A 26,127-nucleotide genomic window follows, 5' to 3' on the forward strand; every position below is an offset into this window, starting at 1 on the left:
CTCACTCTCTGTAGCTATATTATTTACCATGAATTCTCACATAAGCGTACCATTCTATCAATAAAATAATTACAGCTAAAGCTAGTAAAACGTTTGACAAGCTCATTCCACTTTTAGAAATTTCACTACTACTTTTTCCAACGCTCTTTGAAGCAATTTTCTTAAAAGTATCACTTTCTGAGGTTGGGAAATTCACTGCAATTAACTTAGTTTGTTCGTTCTTGCCTATCTTCTGGTGGACTTCGTAAATGCCAGGTTTGTCTGCCCCATCAAAAGGCTTTAAAGGATACTTAGTACCAAGCTCAACCTTTTCATTATCCGGTGTACTTATCCATATCTTCTCAGCTTCAGGTTGAGGTACTATCTCTATATTATCTCCAGTGTAATACTGAGTTCCTGATACTGTATCTCTATCTAATAAGTAAGACATAAGATTATTTATAAATATAGGAAACTCAGGAGTCAAAGGCATATCACTATTGTGTAGATCAAAAGCTAATGCACTGACTTTTTGACCTTTAACTTCCCCACAAAAGGCAGCATTACTTCCACCAGCTTTCATAATAACTGATCCCCAGGACGGAACCTCTATATTTTTAACCTTAGAAACCACAAAACTACTCTTATCCATATATTTAGTCACCACATGAGATAAGATTTCTGCTTTTCCTCCATCTTTTTCAGAAGAAAGATTAAAATACTCATTACTACGATCTGGGTTGATAATAAGTATATTTCCCTTCTTAGGTAATGTACTTGGAAGCTTGCCATCAAATATATATAAATCGTAATCTCCTTCTATTGCTTCTCCTGGGTTAGTCTTGAACAATTCAACATCCTTTATTGTAGAAAGAGCTTTTTCCAAGAATACATTTTGACTGGAAGACAAAAGCACTTTTGCACCATTCTTTTGCTTAACTATGGAGTAAATATCATTATCCGTATCAAGTCCATCCTTCTGTGACAGTTCACACTTTAAAAATCTATCCTTAGTTTGAACCTTATCAAAATATACAGTTTTAGTTTCCCCAGCTTTTATATCTACATTTTTTATATCTAAAAGCTTCTCTTCTCCATATAGAAGAAGCTCAGAAGTAGTGTCATTTCCATGATTAGTAACCCTGACCATCACATTTAAATAATCCTTATCTTTAGCCTGAGACATATAATCTAAACTTACATTTTCTCTAGGTATAGAAAGGCTAACAACCTCACCATTCAGATCTTTTAAATTCACATCTGAATCTGTATAGTAAACAACCTTATAGCTGTCATAACTATTGCTTATAGACTTTACAAGAGAATAAGTGTCATTTATATCCCCGGCACTATTACTCTGTTTTATAGTCTTTATCTTGCTTATTACGTCCTTCTTATCAGTAGAGCTACTTACCTCTACTTTGCTGCTTTTAGCGGAAGAAATTAAAGTTATTCTACTATCAGGAGATAGTGATTTGACCATATCCTCAGCTTTCTTCTCTGCCTCTTCCAATCTACTATTCTTATCTCCTAAAGCACTCATACTTCCGCTGTTATCCATGACAATAATAACATTTTGAAAGTTTTTATTTCCTAGCTTTACAAAGGGATTAGCCAAAGCAAAAATACATAATAGAAGTATTAAAAGCTGTAAAAAGAACAATAAGTTATTTTTAAATTTCTCAAAAGGCGTAGAAGCCTCTGTTTCTGCCAAAACTTGCTGCCATAAAAAAAGACTAGGAACTTCCTTTTCCTCATACTTCTGCTTCAATATATACATAAGAATTAATAGAGGTATAAGAAGAAGGAACCATAAAGACATTGGTGAATAAAGCTTCATATGATTCCCTCCTTGCTTAGTTTTTCAAATATAACCTTTTGAAGTTCTTCTTCAGAGGATACTTGAACAAAACTTCCTCCATATCTTTTCAACTGCTCTTTCATACCATTAGTTAATGCTTTAAGCTTAACTTCATATGCTTTCATCATCTTAGGCGTAATAGTTATATTTATTTCTTCCTTAGTCTCACTATCAACAAGCCTAACTTGTCCATCTATCTCTGGACTTATCTCGTCTTTAGTGAGTACTTGGATAAATACTATCTGCTGTTTGTTAAAGGCAAGATATTTTATTAACCCTTCTATAGATCCTTCAGTAAAGAAGTCAGATATTACTATGGATACAGCCCTTGACTTTAATTGTTTCTTTTTTATGCTATCCCAAAGATTAGTACTTCCATTAAAATTTGCATTTTCTATGAAACTTAAGGCTTGCTGGAAGGTACCTTTCCCCATAAAAGATGATGAAGGCGTTATTCCCTTACTTGTCATAGTATTTATACATACTCTATCAAGGTTATTCAAGGCCATATAAGTAAATACTGCCGATAACCTTTGAGCCATCATAGCTTTGCTGCCATCCCCAGCAATCATTGACTTACTACAATCTAAAAATATATTAATATAAGCTTCTCTCTCTTCCATAAATAACTTTAAGAATAACTTTTCAAATCTGCCATAGGCGTTCCAATCTATCCTTCTAAAGTCATCTCCCGGTGTGTATTCTCTAAAGTCAGAAAACTCAACGGAACTTCCTTTTGCTTTTGACCTTCGTCCACCAGCAGCCCCGTTATTTATAGTCATTCTAGCCTTTAAAGATATGTTTTCAAGGTTTTTAAAGAACTCTCCGTCAAATACCTTATTACTCATGTAAACACATCCTTAATCTAATTGGCTTTCTAATATTTGTGAAATAATATCTTCTGCTGTCACTCCATCTGCTACTGCATCAAAATTCATAAAGAAACGATGTCTTAAGGATGGGTAAGCTACATACTTTACGTCCTCAAAAGATACATTAAATCTTCCCTCCATAACAGCTTTTACTCTAGAGGTTGATATTATAGCCTGAGCAGCTCTTGGACTAGCTCCATATCTTATATACTTTTTCGATATCTCTGGCGCAGCTTCATAGTCAGGGTGAGTTGCAAGAATAATCTTAAGGGCGTATTCTTCAACAGCTTTAGAAATAGGTATTTCCTTTAAGAGCTTCCTTATCTCTAATATTTCTTCCCCATCCATAACCTTATTTAATTCCTTAGCTTCATTGTTTATAGTTACACCTATTATACTTTTAAGCTCTTCAAGGTTTGGAAAAGGTACATTAAGCTTAAAAAGGAATCTATCTAACTGTGCTTCAGGAAGTGGATAAGTACCTTCATTTTCTATTGGATTTTGAGTAGCTAGAACCATGAAAGGCTCAGAGAGATTATAGGTTGAACTTCCAACTGTAACGGTATGCTCTTGCATTGCTTCAAGAAGAGCAGACTGAGTCTTCGGAGTTGCTCTATTTATTTCATCTGCCAAAACTAAATTAGAGAATATAGGACCCTTTTGAAATTGAAAAGCACTTTGCCCCTTATCATCTTTTATTATGATATTGGTACCTACTACATCTGCAGGCATAAGATCTGGTGTAAACTGAATTCTTGAAAAAGGTAGATCTAAGACTTTTGACAAGGTCTTTACAAGCTGAGTCTTTCCAAGTCCAGGAGATCCTTCTAGAAGTACATTACCACCAGTAAATATTGCTATTAGTACTTGTCTTACTATATCCTTTTGACCTATTATGGCCTTTCCTATCTCACTTTCCACCTCTTCAATTCTAGTTATTATACTTCTAACGCTTTCCTCATTTATACTCATATTCTTCTCCTCACGATTTTCAAATCTTTTCTTACGAATATCTAGAATTCCCAATTATAAACCTAATATTTTATAAAGCCTATATCAGCGCGCATTGTAATAGGTGTATCACTTCATACTAAAATTTATATTTTTAGATTCCCCTCTCAGAAACCAGAGGCAAATTTAAAAATATCTTTCTGATTGAGGTGATATAGCTTTAGATGTATCACCTACTGCTGCAATGAAGAAAAGTAGCCTTTTATTATTTCAGTCATTCCATCTGGAATCTGGTAGTTCTCCATATTGTCCATAGCTTCTTTACTATATTCTCCTACCACTTGATCATAAGGTTTTAACTCTCCTAAGGTTGCATTAGCCTTGTCTGTAATTTCACTTTCGCTACTTCCGCTGTTTCCACTCTTTCCATTAAGAGATGAAGTCTTACCTTCTCCCCCAAGTCTACTTGGTGTAAATACTTTTTCATATTCTTTTTCTTTAGAACTTCCTGGTTGCTTATTTCCTATACCACTTCCATTAGAGTATGGACTAACCGTATTCGAACCATTTGAGGTTCCATTGCCTGCGAGTCTTCCACCAGAACCTGATCCATTTCCCTGACCCGATCCAGAACCTTGACCTTGTCCCTGCCCACTTCCTTGACCTGCTCCCTGTCCACTACCGTTACCAGAACCATTTGCCTGATCCTGATCATTTTGATCATTGGCCTCAGCCAATTGCTGCTCTTGATCTAATTGCTTTTGTAGGGAAGCTAAAGCCTGATTCTTATTTTTCTCTCCATTAGCTTTGCTCAAAGAGCCTTTTACTGAGTCAATGGATTTATTTATAGCGGCTTCATCTCCTGAGGATAGTGCATCAGAAAGTTCATCTAAACTGCTCTTCATATCTCCACTACTCATAGAGGAAGAAGTATTTGATAAGCTATTCTTCAAAGCTTCTTTTTGCTTACTATCCATACTCTTAGCATCCTTTTTTAGTTTATCTAACTCACTATCCAGCTTCTTTTGGTCATTTTCTTTAATGGCTTCAGACAACTTTTTAGTAGCTTCATTTTGCTTTAACCCTTCAGCTAACTTTTCTAAGTCCCTATCTAATTGCTTATTTTTATCTATATCTAGTTTTTTCGCTAATTTTTCTTTAGCTTTATCTATTTCTTTGTTGGTTTTAGCTAAAGCTATATCTTTTTTAAGTTCATCGACCTTAGATAAAAGTTCCTTTTTTTGCTGCTCTGTAAGCTTCTTATTTTCGTTTATCTCTTTTTTAGCTTGCTCTACCTTCTTTACTTCTTCCTTTTTCTCTCCATTTAATGCATGAAGCCTGTTTGCTTCATCTTTAAGCGTGTCTGGAAGCAAGAAGGTTGAAGATAATACTATAACTACGGCTAATAATATGAGAGCAAGCTTTTTAGCTGGAATAAGCTTTATATGATTTTTATAGTCAAGTTTATTGAATTTATCCAAAGCATCCTCTGCTTGAATACTTTTATATACATTATCCTGTTCCATTAACTCCATAGCAGTAGAAACTCTTTGTTCTAACCCAAAGTTATCCACTATCTTACTTACTTCTAAAAGCTTAGGAGCTAATATTATAGTTACAACTAAAGCCGTAAAAAAGCCTAAAGTATATAGCCAAGGAAACCATATAAAGTATACCCCGTATATAGGAGTAAATCTTGATATTAGAGCTACAGCAATACTAAGCACTGTTGATGCAATGAATCCAATGCATATATTCTTGAAGAAATTCCTCAAAAAAATCCTTGCCTTTACCTTTTTTAACCTAGCTATAAGTTCTTTATATGGACTTTCCAATGCATTCACTCCTATACTTATTTCTGATTTTCTGCCTTTTCTTCATCAACATGAAGCTCATCATATTTTTTGTCTATGGAAAACTTTTTTCTTACAGGATTTAATTTATATGCGCAAGCTGTAAGAAGCACACCTGAGAGCACCAAGTCTACTACTATATTAATGATCCAAATAGGTGAACTACCTCCAGATATATATAGTCCTGGAAAAATAGATTGACCACTTTCACCAAATTGGTTTACCAAAAGTGAAACAAAGGATGCTGCCGGATTCAAGTACATAAGCCAAAAGGTTTTGTTATAGGATGTACTTACTAACTTTGGCTGTATAACTAATTGAATATAAAATACTGTAATTATAATTGTTCCTATAAATAAAAATACTATAGTAGCATAAGACAATACATTTGCTGCAGTACTCTTCTTAATAAAGGTTGAAAAGAAAAGTCCTATGCTTCCTAAGGTTATTGCTAGAACTATATAGAATAAAAATGTCTGAAGAAGCTCGCTCATACCTATGCCACCAAACATAAATATTATTGAAAATACTGGTATAGAGCTTAAAACTAAAAGTACTATATGACTTAGGGATGCAGCTAACTTACCTAGTATGATTGATCTATGCTTCAAAGTTGTTGAAAGTAATATGTCTAAAGTCTGCTTTTCTCTCTCTCCAGATATAGCACCTGCTGTCAATGCCGGAGCTATTAGACTGATAAGTCCAAACTGAGCAACCGCCATAAGACAATAGGTAGTAAATATATTTTCAGCATTCATGGATCTCTGTCCTATAAGTACTTTTAGGAAAAGCACTGTTAGAAGGACTAATACCAGATTATATATACCTATTAGTATAGGGGCTTTCCAACCTCTCATCTTCACTCTTAGTTCTTTAAGTAACACTGGATTTATTCTAAGATTGCTTTTATTAATACTCATCTTCATTACTAATCCTCCACAGTTGCAGTTACTTTCATAAAAATATCCTCAAGATTTCCATCAAGTTGATTAAAAGATACTACAGGAATTTTGCTATTTATAAGTCTTGCCAAAAGTTCGCTCATATACTTTTCATCCCCTTTAAAGGAGGCTTCTATTAGGTTGTTGCCAACAGGATTTATATTTTCCAAGTCAGGATATTCTTTTAATATCCTTAGGGCCTCTTCAGCTTTTTCAATAACCTTTATCCTAATAGTTTGAGTATGATATATTTTTTTCATTATTTCTTCTACGGTTCCACTAACAACTACTTGGCCTCTCTCTATTATGCCTATAGATGTACATAGTTCAGCTAACTCAGGAAGTATATGTGAACTAACTAATATGGTCTTTCCCATGCCCTTTAATGTCCTCAATATTTCCTTCATCTCTATTCTTGCCCTAGGATCCATACCTGATGCAGGTTCATCAAGAATCAGTAAATCTGGATTATGAACTAAGCTTCTAGCAAGACAAAGTCTTTGCTTCATACCTCTAGATAAACTATCCACATAAAAATCCTTTTTATCCACAAGATCTACTAACTCTAATAGATCCATGCAAACCTTCTTACTTTTTTCTCCCTTTATATTATATATAGAAGCATAAAATTCCAAGTATTCTGTAACCTTAAGATCATCATATACTCCAAAGAAATCTGGCATATAGCCTATTTTGCTCTTAAGTATTCTAGTATCCTTAAGGGCATCTACACCATCTACAAATACCTTACCGGAGGTGGCATCTAAAAGACCACATATTATCCTCATTGTAGTTGTTTTACCTGCTCCATTAGGTCCCACAAATCCAAAGATCTCACCCTTAGGTATCTCTAGATTTAGCCCCCTTACAGCTTGGAAGTTACCATATGTCTTGTAAAGATTCTTTATGTCTAGCATTATTTCACCTTTCCCTTCACTGATATTGCAGGTCTTTCACACTGTTGTGAATTGTTTAGGTTAAACCTTAGCTTCATTTCATTATTTTTATTAACATATTTTCCGATGTCATCCCCACTAAGCTTATCCTTGGATAGAGTTTCATACTTATCTTCCTTATAGTTATATATTTCTCTAGTAACATTAGAACTGCCTTTACCATTAACAGTACTAAGATTCAGATCTATGTCTGTTACTACCATAGATTTATCAATCATATAAACCACTTCTGGAGTTGCTGGTCCAAAGAACATCTGGTTATAATCATCATATTTATCTACGTTTCCAACTATCTGTGAATCTACATATCCTGCAGGGTAAGTAATATTATCTCCATTTTTAAAATTAATTTTTACTGGTGCTTTTATTACTGTTCTGTCCTTAACCAAGGTATCTTTTCCATTTACTAAAAGTGGCTTAGATACTGTATCCTTGGAAATGCCTATTACTGTTATACCAGTTACATTACCTGAGAACTTTTGACTCTCAGAAAAGGCTGCTCTCAGCAATTGTGTGTTACAAGAATCCTCTGCACTCTGTCTGCCATTGTTCGGCCTTCCAATCAGTGAGGTATTGTAAACTAACTCATCTATATTTCCACCATAAGTACCAGTTTTGGATGGTATGCTTATACTATCGCCTTTTTTCACTGGCCCTACCTTATAGAATTGGTGTGGAGTAATTATAAAACAGTAATCAAAATTATAAGAAGTACTATTTTTTACAGTTCCTTTTATATCTGAACCATCTACAACTATGTCAGTTTCTACTTTTCCTATATTTACATTGCTTGAAGGCATTTTTAACACTTTAGGTGTAAGAACACTTTTATTTCTAAATTCTAAAGTTCCCTTATCTTCTTTTATGATTGTATCTATTTCATTTAACTGAACATTTGATTGATCTCCACCGTAATTTGGATTATCTATTGGATCTAATCTTTCTCCATTCTTACCTGAGGCCTCAACAATCATCTTTTTAGGAGTAAAAATACCTGAATAAGTATTTTTATTAGCCGCTCCAGAATAGTCTACTGTAATAATATTTGCGTTATTAGTAGTTACATCTGCTAGCCTTGATCCGCTTCCTAAAAAGTAGATTATGATACCAAATACCAAAGAAATACATGGAACTGTAATCCACATAAATTCTCTTTTATCCATCTTTTTAAGGATTATATAACTTACTGGTGCAACTAAAACTATATAGATAAGTAGTGCTATAACAAAATTATTGATATTAACATCTCTATTATTTAAATCTCTTACCAGCTGATCAATTGAGAAATATTGATCCATGTACGCCATATCTCTGTAATTCTTAGAAAAATCCTCATTTACCATATCAAGGACCTTTTCATCAAAGGCACTATTGTTAGCCCATCCTGTAAAAGGCTTAAGCCCGAAATCAAAAGCTGCAACCCCCACACTTCCTGAACCTATCTTAATTGTTTGAAGTAGCTTAAAGCTTCCTTCCTGTATATTTGGAGCGCCGTTTTCCAAACTTATGTCTAGAGCTTCTAAGGATACTGAATTTTTATTATCTCCATTAGTAGCAATACTATATATTTGACTTGTATTTATATTAGTTAACTGTCCAGGTTTTCCTTTTATAAAGTCATCTTTAAATATTCCTAAGGTCTTATTGTAATTAGTTCCTGTACCGATTACTAAGGTACCACCTAATTTAACCCACTTTTTTAAGTTATCATAAGCTTCCTTTGAAAGCTTGGACGTATCAAAATTATTTATTAATATTACATCAAAGGCTTGAAGCACTTGTATGTTTTCAGGAAAATTCTTTTCATCAAGTTTAATTTGTTCTGTAGAGAAAGTAATTCCTTTAGCAGCCGGAACCTTGTTAAAATAAGTTAAGCTGTCAAAGTCGTCACTTAATATCCCTAAAAACTTCACTGTTTGGTTTGTAGTATTTCCAACCTTAACCTCATCAGTAAAGACTTCATCCTTACCGTCTTTTACTACTATTTGATATTTTAAAAATGCCTGCTTTACAGGTACATCTATAGCTATTACCTTTTCCGAACCTTTTTGCATACTTAAGTTTTTTGTGTATACGTTATATTTGTTTTGAGAGGTTGGAACCCTTATTTCAACCGTCCCTTGAATATCTTTATAGTCATTTTTTATGTCCATATTCATGGTTGTAAAGTAGCCTATTTTGTACTTATCATTGAACCCAACTGTAGTTTTTACTGATATGTTTTTCTTAGTATCCGCCTTAACATTTGCTCCCTTTAGCAATAACCCTTGAATCACTAACGTCAACGCAAGTACAAGAATAAACAACCTACCTATATTTTTTCTCATATTCCCCCTACTTTCTTATAAATAGTTATAATGCCATTACAAGTTAAAATTTGTCTCAATTATACCATAGTAATTCAGCTTTTTTTATTACAACTTTCTTACAAATTTCTTAATATTATCAAGGCATCACGCTATCTAGCTTAATTAACACAACTTTTATTAAGCCTGCTTTATATATTTAATCGATATATAGGTATCCAACTTCAACTATTAATTTATACATGCCACAAAATCCCCAGAAGCCGGGATTTTATAACAAGTATAAATTAAGTTTTCATATAGGTTCCCTATAACTTATACCAAATTCATTACCTAGAAAAACAAAAAATCTATTATCGAACTTAATGAAGTTCAATAATAGATTTATATATATTCAACTTATAGGCGCTGTAAAGTGCTTTGCTTACATTAAATTATTAAGTATCCTATGCTTTAGTAGCACTAAAAAATATTTGCTAAAATAATATGTAATCAATTAAGTTAAAAAAACTAATTTATGTATACAGTAGTACCGTTTGGTATATTATTAAAAATCCATTTAGAGTTCTCTAAACTTAATCTAACACATCCATGAGATACTGGTTTTCCCAAAGTATGATCTGTTATGTTTTTATTTTTATCCATTGGGAAAGAGTGAAATAAATAATTGCCAAAAAACTGTACCCAGTTCTTTGCACCTTCTTTTATACTTGCATTATAGAACCAGTCCCCACGGCCTGATACCTTATATATACCCTTTGGAGTATCGCTGCCAGGTGCCCCAGTAGAACAATCGAGCTCTCTTATAAGCTTCCAATTTCCTTTACTTCCAACGAAAACATTTGTCTTCTGATTGCTAAGATCAACCCAAACAAGGAAACTAGACCTGCTTGAGTAACCACTTACAGCACTTTCCTTTGCAGGGTTAGGTGTATACCCATCGAGATAAGCTGCTACAGCTGGACCTAACTGCTTTTTCACGTCTTCCTCAGCTTTTTTTCTCTTATCTTCCTCCTGCTGCTTTTTATTCTTAGCATCTTCAATTAGTTTTTGGTTGGAATCTAAAAAATTTTTATCTAAGTACTGCTTATTTTGCTCTAATATGTTTAAACCATCCTGAAACTTTTGATCACTAATGTCTTGGTTGATATCATCAGATATAGCATCATTTATTGCCACCTTAAGTTCTTTAATTTTACTCTTTATACTATTGTCAGCCGCTTTATCTTCCAGATTGGTGATAGAAGAAAGTACTCCATTATAGTTTTTCCCTGCAAACTTCTCATCTATCTTTTTAAGCTCATTTCTCTGTTCTTCTATAGCTTCTAAGCTTTTTTTCTCACTGTCATCAGCTTTATATCCTGACTTTTCCAAAGCGCTTATTCCACTATTTAACGTCTTATAATCAATCTGCTCACTTATGTACTTTTCCTTTAGAGTATTGAACTCATCTTTATTCTTTTTAGCTTGTACACTTTTACCGTAATAAAAAAGTGATCCTGTTATTATACAGGCTGCTAACGTTCCCATTATTATAACCTTTTTCCAAAGCAACGACTATTCCCCCCGAAACTATTCTACTGTATAGATGTACTACTTCATTTTAAAATTTATATTTTCTAATCGAAGTGCAGCATCTTTATTAATTTTAATATTATCTTGTTTCTATTCTTAAATTTACTTAAAATCGTTAACCTGAATTTCATTAGTGTTTTTTTATACTCCTGCCTGTTATGATAATATATAATGAAATTATGGCAGATAATTATTACCCTATATATTTTATCACATAATTAGACATGAAAGGCTACAATATTGTAATTTTATCTCCTGTAAAATATGTTAAGTAGAATAGATACTTGCTTATAATAGCAGATATAATAATATTACTTCAACAGTTGTGGTATAATTTTACTGAGGTGATTTTGATGAGTTTAGATAAATTAAAAGAAATCATAGATAACTCCGATAATATCGTATTCTTTGGTGGAGCAGGAATGAGTACGGAGTCTGGTATACCTGACTTTAGAAGCTCTACTGGACTTTTTAATAAAAAGCTTAATATGACTTTTACTCCAGAACAATTAGTGTCACATTCATTTTATATTAGATACCCTAAAGAATTTTTTGAGTTCTACAAAGATAAGCTTATATATCCAGAGGCTAAGCCTAACGCTGGACATCTTGCTTTAGCTAAGCTTGAACAGATGGGAAAGCTTAAAGCCATAGTAACTCAAAATATCGATGGTTTGCACCAAGCTGCAGGTTCTAAAAACGTCTTTGAACTTCATGGATCAGTTCTTAGAAACTATTGTACTAAGTGTCATGCCTTTTATGATGAAAAATTCATTCTAGAAGCGGAAGAGGTTCCAATCTGCACTAAGTGTGGTGGATCAGTTAAACCAGATGTAGTTCTGTATGAAGAAGGTCTAGACGAAGCTATTATCAATGGTGCTGTTAAGGCTATAGCAGCTGCAGACACCTTGATTATCGGAGGAACTTCCTTAGTGGTTTATCCCGCTGCAGGTCTCATTAATTACTTTAGAGGAAAAAACCTTGTACTTATAAATAAAAGTTCAACCTCTGCTGACAGCAAAGCCAACTTAGTAATACATGACTCTATAGGTAAAGTATTGAGTTCAGTAGTGGATATTTAAATATGTGCCAATTAGAACAACTATATATTAAGTTTAGATATATAAACTCCTTATAAGTGAAATTCATCATTTTTCAAAGACTCTATTAATATACTCTATTAATATTGCTTTTATGGGAGTGGAGTCTTTGAAACTAGTTATAATTCTAATATTAATATTAGCTCTTGCCGTTATGTACTTATATTTTAATAGAAAACTAAGCTTTTCTAGGCAACAGTATCTATTACTATCCAATCAGCATAAAGCATTAAGAGAAAAATATAATGCACAAGCTGCTAGCCTTAGTAATATTTCAGTTAGATATTTAAACACTACAGCCTCTAACGGAGTAACCTTAGAAGGAGTTTTTCTAATGCTTGCCCCTATAGAAAAAGGACCTGTTATAAACAAAATAAATGAAAAACTACAAGTCCGTATTCTTGAAGAAGCAGAAGTAAACAATCAAATATGGTATTTCGTTTCATTACCCCTGAGTACTAATTTTAACTCAAAGGGCTGGATGAGGAAAACTGATTTTTCACTTATATTCAGTAATTCACAGGAAGTAATGAACAGATAATAGACATAATAAATATGGTGGTCGCTATTATTCTAATCAGCTACCACCATAAGAATTTCTAATACTTATTTATCTAACCATAAGGTTAAACTTCTTTTGTAATTCATTGAAACCATAAAGTACTTTATTAATGTCCTCTATGCTTTTCAAGTTTTTTCTTCTGTCTTATATTGAATTTTCTCTCTTCTTCTTGAAGTCTTTGTTCCTTGGTCTTGATTTTTCGTTCAAGCTTTAGCTCTTCATGCTGTAGCTTCATTGCTAGCTGAGCCTTTGTGCCAATTTCCTTAACACCGGTTTCTTTTCTAACGCTTCTTTGAAGCCTCTTAGGATTCTGCTTTTTTAGAACGATAGCTTTCTCTTCTAGTTTAACCGGATTGCTAAATCTCAACTTATAGAAATTTTTCAATATAAATTCATGAACCTCTTGGTCTCTAGGCTCTGAGCCAAAGGTAACCTTGCATACCTTAAGTTCAAGACCTTCTGCATATTCAAAAATACCAACCCAAAATGGTTCATTAAAAAGAACTGTTAATTTAATTATAGATTCCATAATTAAATCCTCCTGTAAATTTATTAAAAGATAACGGACAACCCCAGGAGGGCAGGTTACTGCTGCACTTACTAAAGAAGTACAGGTTCTGACTACCAACAGAAACTGTGTTTTTATATCTCAATTATTATTATATACAAATGTATTAAAATATCAATTCCCAGTACTTCCCACTATGTATTAGGACAAATATCATCCCATCCACACTGTCCATTGGCACTTATGAGCCAGTTTAATGCAAAATGCTGTTCTTGTACTACTCCACCATCTAGCCCTGCTGGCATCTGTTGATTATTTACTCTTGCTTCTACACAGGCCCAATTGTAGTATAGTATTCTAGTATGCATGTCCAAAAGTTCCTCATTACTTCTTAACCTTGAGGCTGCCACAAGCTCTTCAAAGGAATTGTAGTTTCTTAATAAGTTTGCAATCTCACGAACATTGCATATTTCAGTAGGATATTTTAGTTCTATAAATCCAAGAGCCCATAATAAAACCGCACATCTTTCATACTGCCAGGAAAATTGTATTGATTGAATTCTATCTGGGTTATCATCACCTATATAAGCTTTCTCTTTGTCTGAAAGACATTCTGCAAATGAATATCTTTCATTCATCGCTTCAAATTCAGACTTAGCGAGCTCCATAGATCCACCTTCCATAAGCAAGCATTCCGCCCATAAAGCACAGCCAAATACACTTACTGCTCTTTTTGCTATATCCATTGCACTTGGCACAATTACTTCTTCTTCCATAATCTGAGTCCCTAACATATAGCTAGTATGTGGTATACCCTTTTTATCACACTCATCAATAATCTCCTCATATCTAGCTTCATCCTTAGCACTTACTTCTACATCCCTTTTCAATAAATCAGCCGGTGCTATAGGATAGTAATCATCAAAATCTGTATGCCCGCTCATGGATATAAGCAGCTTTCCATCAGAGGTATAAAGCTCCATACTAGGGTAAAGAATGAGACTTTGAGTTTTATCCGCTATCTTATAGATAGTGTTTATAATATAATTTGTCCTTTGCTCATCCTCGTTAAGTTCAAAAGTAACTCCAGTAATACAAGTAAACATACGTATTTGTAGTAAAGCTTTCTCAAGTACTTCTTTATTTTCTAACGGAGCCTTTGAGAAAAAGTTAGCCATACCACTAGTTTGTCTATTTATATAGTCAATTTCATCACTTAAGTAAAATTGAATTTTCGTTTCATCCTTGAAGATAAACTCTAACCCATTATCTATGCCTTCTATTGACTTAATTACACTACCGAATTCTTCTTTTGCTGTATCATAAATTATAGAACTATCCAATGTAACAGAGTATAGAGTCAATACTGCCTTATTCTGCTCTTGCTTCTCGCTACTCTCATTAGCTTCTTGCTTCTTCTTTCTATTAAATATTCCCATATGTAGCCTCCTAACATAATTACCTAACAATTATACCATATTATGTATTTATTCTCACTTTTTCTTACATCTCAAAATTACCTTTTCTAAAATTGTCGACTAACAGAAAAGTATATTACTTTTGGTCTTATTAACTAAAAATGCATTACTAGTAGATTAAACTTAGTAATGCATTTTAAATATTCATATTGCAATTTAAAAAACTAACCTAAATTTATTAACTGATACAGAGAAAACATATTTTTTATAAAAAGTTTAATCTACACATAATATAATTATCCAGCACAACAATAAATTTTCACTCTTATTAAATTATAAAACCCAATAAAAACAGAAAGCTTACCATTTTACTATTATTCCTTTTTATGTGAAGAACTAATTTACTGTATTCTTGTTTTTAAAAAATGTATAATTTAAATAGCAGAATTAAGTTAACTAATAACCTATAAATGAGATTAATATATTAAATATAAAGGACGTGACTATATGAACACAGTTGAAATTAAGGAAATGGAATATGAAGAAGTATTCAGCATTACAATAGCAGTAGATAAACCTATTGTAGTTGGACAAGATGAAGTGGTAGGAAGACGACAATTAATTCCTATTTTATCTGGAGAAGTAAGTGGAAATGGCTTCAAAGGTAAGGTTTTACCTGGAGGAATAGATAGTCAAATAATTCGCCCAGATGGGAAGTGTGAACTTTCTGCTAGATATGCTATAGAACTAGAGGATGGAGCTACTATATATATAGAAAACAATGGAGTTCGTACCGTACCACCTGAGTATGTAGATGCAGTAAAATCAGGAAAGTTCGTAGATCCTAATGCCTACTACTTCAGAACTATACCAATCTTTGAAACTTATACTGAAAAATACAAATGGATGATGGATCATATATTTGTTTGCTATGCTACCAGACTTCCAGAGAATGTGCTGTTAAAGTTTTATAAGATTTGCTAATCAAAAAGATCTTAATAATATAGCCATCCTACATTTATAATCTAGAATAATGTAGGATGGTTATATTTATTTCTCCTTTATTATTAAATCTTCTCTACCTATTTCACCTGATTTATATATTTTACTTTTCTACTGGTGTAACTAAAGGCTTCCCGTCTTTATCCAATAATACAGTGAGTCCACCAGCTGAAGCTTCACATACGAACAAATAGTTTACACCAGTCTCAGAATCTACAATTACTACATGCCGAGTTACAACACCTTTTTGATACAATGTTTTAAATCTATCATTGCTCAATCAGAATTCCTCCTTTTGATACTTAGTTAGGCTAAAATTTTATATTTATAGCCATTATTTACATTATATAACTATACTTGCAAAAAAATATAGCATTATTGTAGATTTAAGTTCTTTTTATATTAGTTATATACAATATTAGTAGTATAAAGTAAAAAAGCTCGTTAAAAGTTGATTGAACTCTGTCCAACTTTCAACGAGCCTTATTAATATTGTTTTAAATAAAGAACTTATTATAAAAAGAAGCTAAGATTTCATCTTCACTTATATTGTTAAAGCCTTTTGTTATATTAACAATCTTATTTTCAGAAACTAAAATATAATTTCTCTTTTTATCATCATGATATACCGTTATATTATTAGGCAGTTTACTTTTATATAGATTCACTCCTAAGTTATTCCTTCTTAATCTCTCAAGTATCATGCTTTCATCAAGCTTAATTGCTACAGGATATCGACTTTTAAAGACTGTATACATTAAGTCATTTTCTCCATCACTATTTGAATATTCTAGCTTTTCAGCTATGATACTTTTTTTGAAAGAACTATATGGGGATTTATCCTTATACCCAAAATCAATTAACGATAGGGTTACTTTGTCAGAGGCTTTATTCAAATTATTACTATCTAAATGACTAATCAAATCATTTCCTATTACATGAACTAAGAGCAATATGCCTATTATAAAGCCACCAACATATAAAATAATATTAGTAGTTCTTGAGTAGTGCTTCTTATTTATTATAATAGCTAATACAATAGAGATAATTATAGGGATAAACATTAATCCAACAAGAGAAACCCCTTGCCCTACGGTCTTCCCACCTTCTAAAGCTAATGAAAATATAAGTAAAAGCGCAGCTAAGCCTTTTACTAGATTTTTAATTCGTATCCTCTTAAAATTACTATATTTTATGTTTTTATTCTGCTTCAAATAACGTATATTTTTAACTAACCAGAAAAAGAAATCAATTAACTCCATACTAGTGACTATTCCAAAAGTAACCATTACTGCTATAAATACTAGAGTGTAGCTATTAGAAAGTGCTGTATCTACATTATCAAATAACTGTATATAAATATTAAATATAAAAATAAACATAGCCAATAATTGAGCAATAACAAAATTTATGGATGCTTTTAAAATAGATTTGAACTTTTCACTGCCTTCAGTGTATATTGGTACTGTGTCTGCTCCTTCTTCAGAGTAGAATACTTGAACCTTTCCTTTTTGACATATATATTTCCAGCCTGCTGCAATACAGTAATCTCTATATTCTAGAGCTACATTTGTATCCTTATGATCAAACTCAGAAATTTTATGCAGCACGTCTACAGAATACTTTAATTTTCTAGGTTCTATTCTCTTAAAGCTAAATATATTGCCGCTTATAGATTTTAGTAGCCACCCCCTAACTGCCATACCTTCCAGATATTCTTCCACCGCCTCACATTCATGTGGGAAGAAAATAAATAATGTGATCTTAGTATTTATACTCATCAAAGCTTATCCTCCATATAATCATCCCAATCCTCAACCATAGTAATTAATCGTCTACGTTCTTCCAGTAGAATTTCCTTACCCTTTTCAGTTATAATATAACTTCTTTTTCTACCTTGAACCTCAGTTTCTATTATCATTTTTTCTTTTTCAAACTTTCCAAGAAGAGCATATAAGGTTCCTGGCCCCACTCTAACTCTTCCATTAGATATCTTATAAACAGCCTCCATTATATCTACCCCACATTGCTCCTTGAGCAAAGACATAAGTATATAGTACATAGGCTCTGTTAGATTTTGAAATTGTTCTCTTGCCATCTTTCACTCCTTAATATCGATACACGATATTCATAAGCCAATTATATTATCGCGTATCGATATTGTCAATATTAAACATAAATAACATAAAATCTTACTTTTTATGTGCAGCTGCCTTTTCTGAACATATGTGAAGAAATTCTGTCAGGCGACATAATTTTATTTTTTACTGTTTAACATAAACATCAACTCTAAAGCCTTTATATTACTACGTTTAGATAATAACCTTTTTACTGTCCTTAATGGCAAAAATGAAGATAGCTTAAATTCCACTATCTCCTCAATAATTTAATCATCTAAATTTTTTAGAATAAGATAATCTTCATTTATCTTATCAAGCCCTTCTGGGATTCTTCCAGTATTATAGTTTTCTGTGGTTCCTCCCATATCTTTTATTATACTCTTTGCACCTTCAACCTCGCCATCGTTAGCCTCAACAACTACCTTACAGTTTATGTTAGCAATCTCTTCGAAGCCAGCCATACCGCTTGCCATTGGACTTGCTGCTGCTATAGGTGAATTATTATCATCATCACCTAGTACAGCTGAAGATAAGGTTGGGATTTCATCAGACCCCACAAGGCCCCTTTGTGAATATATATTATTATTGTGCTCATTAATATCAACAAAAGCACCTTTAAATCCTTCATTTCTAAGTTTATCAACTGTTTCTCTTGCAGTTTTTATACTATCAAAATACGCCTCTACTTTCATTAAACCACTTCCTTTTAATAATTTATGAAAATATACTTTAGATTTAGCACTATTAAAGCACCTGCTACACATAGTCTAAACTTAATCCAATATCATAATTTTATTATTTCAAAGTGGTGAGAATTTATCCTTAATAATAAGCTATCCAAGAATCAATTTCAAGATTAGTTACAGTATTAAAGTCTTTATAGTCTAATTCTGTATACATATGTTTCTCCCATTACTTAACCTAATATTTCATAGTTTTTGGCAATAAGTGTTTCTACCGATTTATCTATATCTTTATTCTTAACAAGTATATAATCTGTGTCATAGGTTGATATGGCAAATATACTTATACTTTGTTGTGCTAAAATTGTACTGATTGAAGCAAGTATTCCTATAAGAGAAAAATCTAGAGGGCCTTCTATTTTTAGCACTCTCCAATCCTTTTCACACTTAACCTCATCAGGTATATTAGCTTCATCACAGACAATTGACAGTTCCTCATAAGTTCTTGTTATAGAGAAAAAGTCGCCTTTCTGCGCCCATATAGGAATTGCTTCATCTCTTTCTAGCCTACAAACTCCATATCTTTTATCTATCAATTTCATAGTTAATATTTTATTAGTCATATTTTACTTACCATCCTTATTTATTAGTAAAACATATTTAGAAAGCTTAATACAGCCATAACAGTTGTATATTAGTACTACTATAGGTTATTAGAGCCATCGATTATGGTTTTAATTATATATGGTTCAGTTAGTTAATTGCAAATATTTTACATAATAAAATTCTTCTATGCGACAAATCTGGTAGATGGCATAATCTTTCTTTATATAATCATGGAACTTTAACATAAGTAAAATAAAAACACAGAAATTAGTATATTTCTATAACATTTCTGTGTTTTGTTCTCTATCTTTATTAGCTTTTTATCAATCCTTTTTGTGTACCTTCTTGCTATGCTTAACTCCTTTATTGTTCTCTTTTTTCTCCTTCTGCTGTTGATTTGATACAGAAGGATCTTGCTTCTCACTCATATCCATTTACTCCCAAAGTAAATATTTTATTGTGCCATATCATTAATATATTCCTCAATACTTTATTTATAATACTATGAAAACAATAGTAAAAGCTGATTAACTCACCTCAGTGCTTACCTATAAAGAATTAAGCTTTTCATCTTTTATGACATTTTTAAATATAATAAACTTTTTCAAAAATTTTATCGTATTCATTTATGAAATAGTATTTAATATATTGAGAAGGAGTTCTGTCTCTATGAAAAGGAATCCTATGTACATCATAATTGCACTTTCTATTTTCTCTGTACTTACAAGCTGCAACAACAATCAAACGATAACCCCAAACTCTAATAATGAAAGTATTAAGCTATCCAGTGACAAATCACTCCCTCCCACTGAAAGTACCAATGATACTTTAAAGATATCTACCCTTTCAGATTGGGCAAAAGCCTCTAAAAACCTTAGTGATTTATTTAATGATTCTGACCTAGTTACCCTTGGAAAAATTAAATCTGCTTATTACTTTTGTGGAAATGGTGCACTTATATATACAAGGTTCACTGTAGAAGTTAGTGAAATTTATAAAGGTTCTTACGATGGAGGATATATCATATCTATGGGAGGGATTGTTGATTATGATGAATATTTAAAGCATGATGTAGATCCAAATGGTAAAAAAGATTTTGTAAACATCAGCCCTGTAAAGCCTAAGAAAGTACAACTAAGCTTTTCTGGCATACCCATTGTAAAACCCAATGATGAATATGTGATATTTTCCAAAGACATTGCTGGTAAAAGAAGTGTTACAAATGGCTTTGAAGGCTTGTTCAAAATAGATTCAAATAAGATTTCTAATAAAGCTTTAAAAGATAACCAAGCCTTAAGCAATGATATAGAAACCAGGGTATCTAAAAGGCAAAATAAAAACTCTACATCAAAAGCTGTGCTAAATAGTTCAATTACTACTGGGTTAGATAAAGATCTTTTCATTTCAGAGTTGGAGCAGTTAAAAGATAAAAATTAAAATTTACTCTATAATAGCTTACTTGAGTCGCATTGCAATATCCCCTATCTGACAGTACACAAAAATGCATTTTATAAGACCTCTAGGAGCTAGTATACTAAATAATATTCTTTTTATAATAGATGGTTGAAATAGTCATAATCATAATAGGTGCAAATACTTGTATAAGTCTGCTTGAATCCCCTGTTTTCATATAAGCCAAAACTATAACTAAAATACACAATACCCCTAAAACATAGCCTGTGATTAACTTTCTTTTTCTTTTATTTATAGCCATTTTACTATCAGCTCCTTGACTAAATAAACTTATACATCTATAAAAATACAATTTCTTTTTCGCTTTTAATTATACCGCCTATTTCCTTAAAAATACATTATATATAAATACCAACCACTTCAATCCAAAACCTATTTTCAGAACTCCTTTTTGGGTTGAGATGATCATTTGAAAATATAAATTTTATTATGAAGTGTTCCCTTTATTATAAAAAACAAAGCCGCTGGAACCTAGTAGGTCCCTAGCGGCATTTTTCTTAAAACAAATGTGAAGCAAAATTATTAGGCTATTTAAAATACTAGCTCACCTGGTCTGTATCCGCTAGGTAATTCTTCTTCAATTAAGAACTTAAAGTTTTCATCACGGAGTATTGGTAAAAATACTTCATATGGAATCTTTGAGAACTCACAGCCATAACTACTTGCTCCGAACCACTTACCTTCTTTGCTGCTTAGGTTTAAATCTCTAGCAAACTTTGTATGGTTTGAGCAATCATGAACTGCCAAATCCCAGTTTTCTTCATCAGCTATTTTCATAAATTTCAAAGTTAATTCTCTACTCCAAGTTGGAGATATGTAGCCATGTCTTGAAATATACATGTTCTCTCCATAATAATTGTCTATGTTATTCTCATTTAAATGTAATTCTGCACAATTGATGAAGTCCAGCTCTGTATCTAAGATTGCTTGCTTTTTATTAAAGAAAGCTTCAAAGAACTCAGGCGTCATTGGAGTTTCTATGCCTACTTTTTTAATATATTTCTTTGCTATTTTAATATTCTCAATAACTTTGTCAGAACACTTAGATGCACCTAGGTTAAAACGTATCTCATCAAGACCAGCTTCTCCTAAAGCTTTCAAAGTCTCTTCTGTAGCTAAAATCCCATTTGTGTATAAATGCTGATGAATCTTAGCATCACTAAACTTCTTTACTACTGAGTAGTATTTTTCTATTTCCATGAACGGTTCTAAATAAACGTAGGAAATGCCTGTAGGCTTCTTGTGTATGGAAAGAAGTAAATCAATATCCTTCTCATAAAACTTTGTTTCTCCAATTTGCCACATACCTTCTCCAATCGGAGGAATAAAGTCTAGTTCCCCATAGTTGTAGCAAAACTTACACTCTATATTACATTTGTTAGTTTTCCTAATTGCACTCAAGCCAGTTCCCATTAAACAAGAACGGCAGCCATTTGGAAATTTAACATCACTACCTACATAAAAAGTTCTATTAGATAAAGTTTTTAAATTCTTAATTTCTGACATTAACATATCATTTCTATGATCAATCGCAGCTTCAATCTGTGCAAAGGTTGCGTAAATGATTTCTTGTTGCTTTGTCATTGGTTCCTCATCTTCTGGTAACATTGAAAAAAATTCAAACCATATTAGCGCATCCTTCTTTGAAATTTTCATAAAGTGTCCTCCTCTAATTAACCCTCTTGAAGACTTAATTCAAATCTTCTTGCTATTCTCTTTCACATATTCTTCTTAAGAAGCCATATATGAACCAATACAATTATATATCAATTGTACTCTTTTGTATGTAATTAAAAAGGAGATAGTTATTAAAACTTCTCCTTTTAACTTTATTCTATATTTCATATGTTACTGTACTTGATAAAAACTTATGCTATACTATCCAAGTAAAACTTGTAACCGTAGATGTGGATGGCTGCGGTGGTTGTACGTTTTCTCCACCTTGGGCTATTGGTGAATTTTCATCATAGCTTAAGGGGATGGTATTGGATATGATACTAATTGCATTTATGACTTTACTTACAATAATTATAAATTTACTGATAATTATTGCTTTAAATCCTAATTCAAAATTCTGCGATTTTGAATTAGATATCAGTATTAAAAGTCTTAAAATTAAATTTAAGACAAAGGAAAAAAGTGCTCCGTCCACCAAACGCAAGCACTAATTTCTATATTAGCTTTTAGATAAATCCAATAGCCCTAAAACTAAAAAACGTTCTAGGATTGGCTTAGTGTTACAGCACTAAGCCTTTTCTTATTTATATTATATCAAACCTAACTTAAAAATAAACTATAAATTTATCTAACTATAATTTTCACATTCAAAAATCCAATCTTCAACAGGAGAACTTTATACTTCAAACAATTTTACATCTTTTAGGCATATAGAAAGGTCATCAAATATATTAACTTTTACTTCATCTTCAAAAGAAAAAACACTTTCCTTTCCATCAAAATTAACCTTAATTGTCTTATCTAAATAATTGATTATCCAATATTCCTTAACACCTTTGCTTAAATATAGTTCTTTCTTTATTTCATTGTCCATTTTTATTGAACTTGGGCTAACTATTTCACAAACAAAATCAGGAATGGCTACAATATTATTATTTACTAGTTCAAATTTATTGTCGCATACTATAAATAAATCAGGAACAATTGGCCTTTTCAATTCGCTTATATTTATTGGTTCTTCAGGATTTGATAAGTATAAGTCAGTTTTGTCAGGAAAAAGTTCACACTCTTTGCCATCCAAATAATTTGCTATTCTAATAAATATTTTCTTATAAACTACCCCATGATTTGGGTGCGGTGATGGACTCATGTATTTTATGCCGTTCACCCATTCTACAGTAATATTATCATCATAGTAATTCAAGTTAGACATTTAAAGCACCTCTTCCTATATTTTATTCCGAGCCTATTCTTAAAGCTTATTATACCTTAATTGCAGTTATGGTTCCAATCCTTTTAATATTTTATGTTACTCATCTTTCCTTAAATATTCGTTTTGCTTCCATGTTTAACAGCGAATTTCTTAGTATTCTAATAACATTATGTTACTGTAGTTATATACCAAGCAAATCCTTTTGAATATAAAAACCATGGATAATAGTTACCAATATTATTCATGGTTTTTGTGCCATTAATTATATTTAACACCTAATGAGCTTAACTGTAAGATTTTAGTTGTCCAATAAAAATCACATAATATATTCAGTTTATATTGAACTTCTATCTATTCTCCACCATACTATTTCATCATTTTCTTTATACTTCACTGCACCAGCACTTTCTAAGACTTTATGTGAGGGTATGTTACCTTTTTCCGTATCTGCAATAACACACTTTGCTTGTGGGTTTTTAAATACCCATTGTGCTATTGCCTTTAATGCTTCAGAAGCATATCCATTTTTTCTATATCTTTCAGTAATACCGTATCCAACGATTACTTCACCAAACTTATTAGGATACCCCTTAAGCATAATAAATCCAACTATTTCTTTTGCCTCTTTTAGTATAACAGCCCAGTTAGTTAGCCATAGATAATTTTTAGGATCTTCTAGTACCTTCTTTAATCTTACCTGCATGGCATATTGCATTTCCTCATCTAGTTCAGTATCAGTTACTCTTAATCCTAGATCATATTGCATTTTTGCATAATTGTCTAATGATAGTTTAAGCTGGTGTGACTGCAATGGTAGTAAACTCAATCTTTCCGTTTCCAACACACAACCTTCATATTTTCCTTCTAAAGTGTTGCTTCTTATATTTAATTTACAATTCATTTTTACCTTGCCTCCATAAAATAAAAATCTGGACATAAATATCCACTGAAATAGTTCATTAACTACTCCAATATAGCTAGTCGCATATTATGAAGGCATACTCAAGTATTCATTTTAACTATAAATCAAAATATCTTTAATCTGCTAAATTGGAAGTAGTCTTATATAAATTCTTAAATCTCAATATCTTATTCATTGGCAACAACTCCTTCAAATACTTCCAAGATACACTATAGCACAGTCTTTTGATAATATATACATTTATACTAAAAAACAGCACTAACATTTTAATAATATCAGTGCTGTTTAGCTATTGTTTCCTATAATTTTATACTTTCATATTTGCATATAAAAGTACTAAAGAATTTTAGTTATCCATTCCTTACATAAGGTTTTCTAGTGATAATTATTTTTACGTTAGTAAATAATATTTACTAATTATCAATATCACTATTATCATGCTCTGAAACATAAAAACAAATAGGAGCATGCATTTCATAGCAACTTTCACACATTTCCTTTAAACATTCTGGACATTCTGCCATATCCTCTTCATCGAAGTACTCTTCACATAGCTGACATTCTATCATACATTTTTCTCCATCCATTTTCTATTGTTTTATCAACATAGCAAATTCTTTTATCTCTTTCCTTTACCTTATCCAATAATTATATAATAAGATGAGGTATATTTCCCCTAAGTCTTAACCTTGCATATTCACTTTTTAATTTTACTTAGTTTTTTATATTACATAATCTATATTTTATTCTTTATATATTACTGCACTTAACATAAGAATCATGCTATACTATGCAGGTAAAAATTCGTAACCGTAGAAGTGGATGGCTACGGTGGTTGTACGTTTCCGCCTTGGGCTATTGGTGAATTTTCATCATAGCTTAAGGGGGTGGTATTGGATATGATACTAATTAGTTGTTTATTTCTAATAACTATTATAATTATGTTAGTTATGATTATAGGATTAAAACCAACTTCAAAATCTTGTGATTTTGAAATTAACTTTAGTATTAAAGGTCTTAAAGTAAAATTTACGACAAAAGAAAAAAGTTCTCCATCCAGCAAGAAGTAGAACTTTTTCTTAGCTTAGTTTATTTAACTAAAATATAATAGCCCTAAAACTAAAAAACGTTCTAGGATTGGCTTAGTGTTACAGCACTAAGCCTCTTATTATTTATATTATATCAAATGTTCCTTAGAAATAAACTATAAATTTGCTTAAATACACTTTTATTTTAAAATTTAAAAATATATTTGCATTAAAATTAATTGGTTATACTAGAAAGTTTCAGCTGTTCAGCAAAAGCATATCTGGGATTTATTCTTATCTTACATATATTTATCTATAAATTTACTTTATCCAAAGCCATTACATCTTTTATCCTTGCTATAGCTTTTATCATTATTTTCTTTATGCTCATATTTTTGTCTACCAAGATTACCTTGAATCTCAGCTTCTCTAAAAATTAATGCAGTATCTCCCAAAGTAGTCTTTGTATAAGTACCTAATCAAAAACTACATATAACCCAAAAAGAGCATCCCTAGATTTG

The 26,127-nt window shown here is 31.8% G+C and carries 27 protein-coding genes; 5 read left to right on the forward strand and 22 right to left on the reverse strand.

The window, feature by feature from the left end; all coding sequences use genetic code 11:
- Nucleotides 1-19: 19 nt before the first annotated feature.
- The 8 genes from C1I91_RS27225 to C1I91_RS27260 form a co-directional block, all read right to left on the reverse strand.
- Nucleotides 20-1,819: a vWA domain-containing protein gene (locus tag C1I91_RS27225; RefSeq protein WP_128215736.1), complete on the reverse strand. Its 1,800-nt coding sequence runs from the start codon at nt 1,817-1,819 to the stop codon at nt 20-22.
- Nucleotides 1,816-2,688, reverse strand: coding sequence for a DUF58 domain-containing protein (locus C1I91_RS27230; RefSeq protein ID WP_128215737.1), 873 nt, complete (start codon nt 2,686-2,688; stop codon nt 1,816-1,818). Before C1I91_RS27230 ends, C1I91_RS27225 begins: the two co-directional genes overlap by 4 nt.
- Nucleotides 2,689-2,700: 12 nt before the next feature.
- Nucleotides 2,701-3,684, reverse strand: a complete 984-nt coding sequence (locus tag C1I91_RS27235) for an AAA family ATPase (protein WP_128215738.1) — start codon at nt 3,682-3,684, stop codon at nt 2,701-2,703.
- Between the two features lie 212 nt (nt 3,685-3,896).
- Nucleotides 3,897-5,498: a hypothetical protein gene (locus tag C1I91_RS27240; protein WP_128215739.1), complete on the reverse strand. Its 1,602-nt coding sequence runs from the start codon at nt 5,496-5,498 to the stop codon at nt 3,897-3,899.
- A 17-nt stretch (nt 5,499-5,515) separates the two neighbouring features.
- On the reverse strand, nt 5,516-6,442 hold the full coding sequence (locus C1I91_RS27245) for an ABC transporter permease (protein ID WP_128215740.1): 927 nt from the start codon (nt 6,440-6,442) through the stop codon (nt 5,516-5,518).
- Between the two features lie 2 nt (nt 6,443-6,444).
- Complete coding sequence (locus tag C1I91_RS27250) at nt 6,445-7,374, reverse strand: ABC transporter ATP-binding protein (RefSeq protein ID WP_128215741.1); 930 nt, start codon at nt 7,372-7,374, stop codon at nt 6,445-6,447.
- On the reverse strand, nt 7,374-9,740 hold the full coding sequence (locus C1I91_RS27255) for a hypothetical protein (RefSeq protein WP_128215742.1): 2,367 nt from the start codon (nt 9,738-9,740) through the stop codon (nt 7,374-7,376). The genes C1I91_RS27250 and C1I91_RS27255 overlap by 1 nt, the downstream gene beginning before the upstream one ends.
- A 489-nt stretch (nt 9,741-10,229) precedes the next feature.
- Nucleotides 10,230-11,273, reverse strand: a complete 1,044-nt coding sequence (locus C1I91_RS27260) for a L,D-transpeptidase (protein ID WP_128215743.1) — start codon at nt 11,271-11,273, stop codon at nt 10,230-10,232.
- A gap of 374 nt (nt 11,274-11,647) precedes the next feature.
- Here C1I91_RS27260 and C1I91_RS27265 point away from each other — a divergent pair, with 374 nt between their 5' ends.
- On the forward strand, nt 11,648-12,376 hold the full coding sequence (locus C1I91_RS27265; RefSeq protein WP_420808445.1) for an NAD-dependent protein deacylase: 729 nt from the start codon (nt 11,648-11,650) through the stop codon (nt 12,374-12,376).
- Nucleotides 12,377-12,503: 127 nt separating this feature from the next.
- The gene (locus C1I91_RS27270) at nt 12,504-12,935 is read left to right on the forward strand and encodes a hypothetical protein (RefSeq protein ID WP_128215744.1); all 432 of its coding nucleotides are present in this window, start codon (nt 12,504-12,506) and stop codon (nt 12,933-12,935) included.
- A gap of 127 nt (nt 12,936-13,062) precedes the next feature.
- On the opposite strand, the gene C1I91_RS27275 is transcribed toward C1I91_RS27270, so the two are convergent.
- Together C1I91_RS27275 and C1I91_RS27280 are read right to left on the reverse strand one after the other, a co-directional pair.
- Complete coding sequence (locus C1I91_RS27275; RefSeq protein WP_128215745.1) at nt 13,063-13,485, reverse strand: YjdF family protein; 423 nt, start codon at nt 13,483-13,485, stop codon at nt 13,063-13,065.
- A gap of 173 nt (nt 13,486-13,658) precedes the next feature.
- Nucleotides 13,659-14,903 carry a DUF4272 domain-containing protein gene (locus tag C1I91_RS27280; RefSeq protein ID WP_128215746.1) on the reverse strand — a complete coding sequence of 415 codons (1,245 nt, stop codon included), beginning with the start codon at nt 14,901-14,903 and terminating at the stop codon, nt 13,659-13,661.
- A 486-nt stretch (nt 14,904-15,389) separates the two neighbouring features.
- Here C1I91_RS27280 and C1I91_RS27285 point away from each other — a divergent pair, with 486 nt between their 5' ends.
- A complete protein-coding gene (locus tag C1I91_RS27285) occupies nt 15,390-15,866 on the forward strand; it encodes a DUF3237 domain-containing protein (RefSeq protein ID WP_128215747.1) in 477 nt (158 codons plus the stop codon).
- A gap of 121 nt (nt 15,867-15,987) precedes the next feature.
- On the opposite strand, the gene C1I91_RS28460 is transcribed toward C1I91_RS27285, so the two are convergent.
- From C1I91_RS28460 to C1I91_RS27305, 5 genes are all read right to left on the reverse strand, one after another.
- Nucleotides 15,988-16,164 carry a DUF6440 family protein gene (locus C1I91_RS28460; protein ID WP_164880683.1) on the reverse strand — a complete coding sequence of 59 codons (177 nt, stop codon included), beginning with the start codon at nt 16,162-16,164 and terminating at the stop codon, nt 15,988-15,990.
- Between the two features lie 217 nt (nt 16,165-16,381).
- Entirely contained in the window at nt 16,382-17,665 is a 1,284-nt protein-coding gene (locus tag C1I91_RS27290) for a DUF2812 domain-containing protein (protein WP_238476070.1), read from the reverse strand.
- Complete coding sequence (locus C1I91_RS27295; protein WP_128215749.1) at nt 17,665-17,982, reverse strand: PadR family transcriptional regulator; 318 nt, start codon at nt 17,980-17,982, stop codon at nt 17,665-17,667. The genes C1I91_RS27290 and C1I91_RS27295 overlap by 1 nt, the downstream gene beginning before the upstream one ends.
- A 288-nt stretch (nt 17,983-18,270) precedes the next feature.
- Nucleotides 18,271-18,696: a hypothetical protein gene (locus tag C1I91_RS27300; protein ID WP_128215750.1), complete on the reverse strand. Its 426-nt coding sequence runs from the start codon at nt 18,694-18,696 to the stop codon at nt 18,271-18,273.
- A gap of 224 nt (nt 18,697-18,920) precedes the next feature.
- Nucleotides 18,921-19,310 carry an ACT domain-containing protein gene (locus C1I91_RS27305; protein WP_128215751.1) on the reverse strand — a complete coding sequence of 130 codons (390 nt, stop codon included), beginning with the start codon at nt 19,308-19,310 and terminating at the stop codon, nt 18,921-18,923.
- 652 nt (nt 19,311-19,962) lie between these two features.
- Between C1I91_RS27305 and C1I91_RS27310 the strand changes: the two genes are divergently transcribed.
- Complete coding sequence (locus tag C1I91_RS27310) at nt 19,963-20,730, forward strand: hypothetical protein (protein WP_128215752.1); 768 nt, start codon at nt 19,963-19,965, stop codon at nt 20,728-20,730.
- A 97-nt stretch (nt 20,731-20,827) separates the two neighbouring features.
- Here C1I91_RS27310 and C1I91_RS27315 read toward each other — a convergent pair whose 3' ends face one another.
- The 6 genes from C1I91_RS27315 to C1I91_RS28470 all read right to left on the reverse strand — a co-directional run bounded on the left by C1I91_RS27315 (nt 20,828) and on the right by C1I91_RS28470 (nt 25,147).
- The gene (locus C1I91_RS27315) at nt 20,828-21,007 is read right to left on the reverse strand and encodes a hypothetical protein (protein ID WP_128215753.1); all 180 of its coding nucleotides are present in this window, start codon (nt 21,005-21,007) and stop codon (nt 20,828-20,830) included.
- Between the two features lie 290 nt (nt 21,008-21,297).
- On the reverse strand, nt 21,298-22,422 hold the full coding sequence (locus C1I91_RS27320) for a radical SAM protein (protein WP_128215754.1): 1,125 nt from the start codon (nt 22,420-22,422) through the stop codon (nt 21,298-21,300).
- A gap of 217 nt (nt 22,423-22,639) precedes the next feature.
- Complete coding sequence (locus C1I91_RS28465; protein WP_164880684.1) at nt 22,640-22,918, reverse strand: hypothetical protein; 279 nt, start codon at nt 22,916-22,918, stop codon at nt 22,640-22,642.
- 201 nt (nt 22,919-23,119) lie between these two features.
- A complete protein-coding gene (locus C1I91_RS27330) occupies nt 23,120-23,656 on the reverse strand; it encodes a Uma2 family endonuclease (RefSeq protein WP_128215756.1) in 537 nt (178 codons plus the stop codon).
- 334 nt (nt 23,657-23,990) lie between these two features.
- A complete protein-coding gene (locus C1I91_RS27335) occupies nt 23,991-24,557 on the reverse strand; it encodes a GNAT family N-acetyltransferase (RefSeq protein WP_128215757.1) in 567 nt (188 codons plus the stop codon).
- 434 nt (nt 24,558-24,991) lie between these two features.
- Nucleotides 24,992-25,147 (reverse strand): hypothetical protein, encoded by a 156-nt coding sequence (locus tag C1I91_RS28470; protein ID WP_164880685.1) that lies wholly within the window; start codon nt 25,145-25,147, stop codon nt 24,992-24,994.
- 330 nt (nt 25,148-25,477) lie between these two features.
- On the opposite strand from C1I91_RS28470, the gene C1I91_RS28475 reads away from it, so the two are divergent.
- Nucleotides 25,478-25,648: a hypothetical protein gene (locus C1I91_RS28475; RefSeq protein WP_164880686.1), complete on the forward strand. Its 171-nt coding sequence runs from the start codon at nt 25,478-25,480 to the stop codon at nt 25,646-25,648.
- 284 nt (nt 25,649-25,932) lie between these two features.
- Here C1I91_RS28475 and C1I91_RS29525 read toward each other — a convergent pair whose 3' ends face one another.
- Entirely contained in the window at nt 25,933-26,061 is a 129-nt protein-coding gene (locus C1I91_RS29525; RefSeq protein ID WP_275051642.1) for a hypothetical protein, read from the reverse strand.
- Nucleotides 26,062-26,127 lie beyond the last annotated feature (66 nt).

Source organism: Clostridium manihotivorum, from assembly GCF_004015185.1.
Lineage (GTDB): Bacteria > Bacillota > Clostridia > Clostridiales > Clostridiaceae > Clostridium_AR > Clostridium_AR manihotivorum.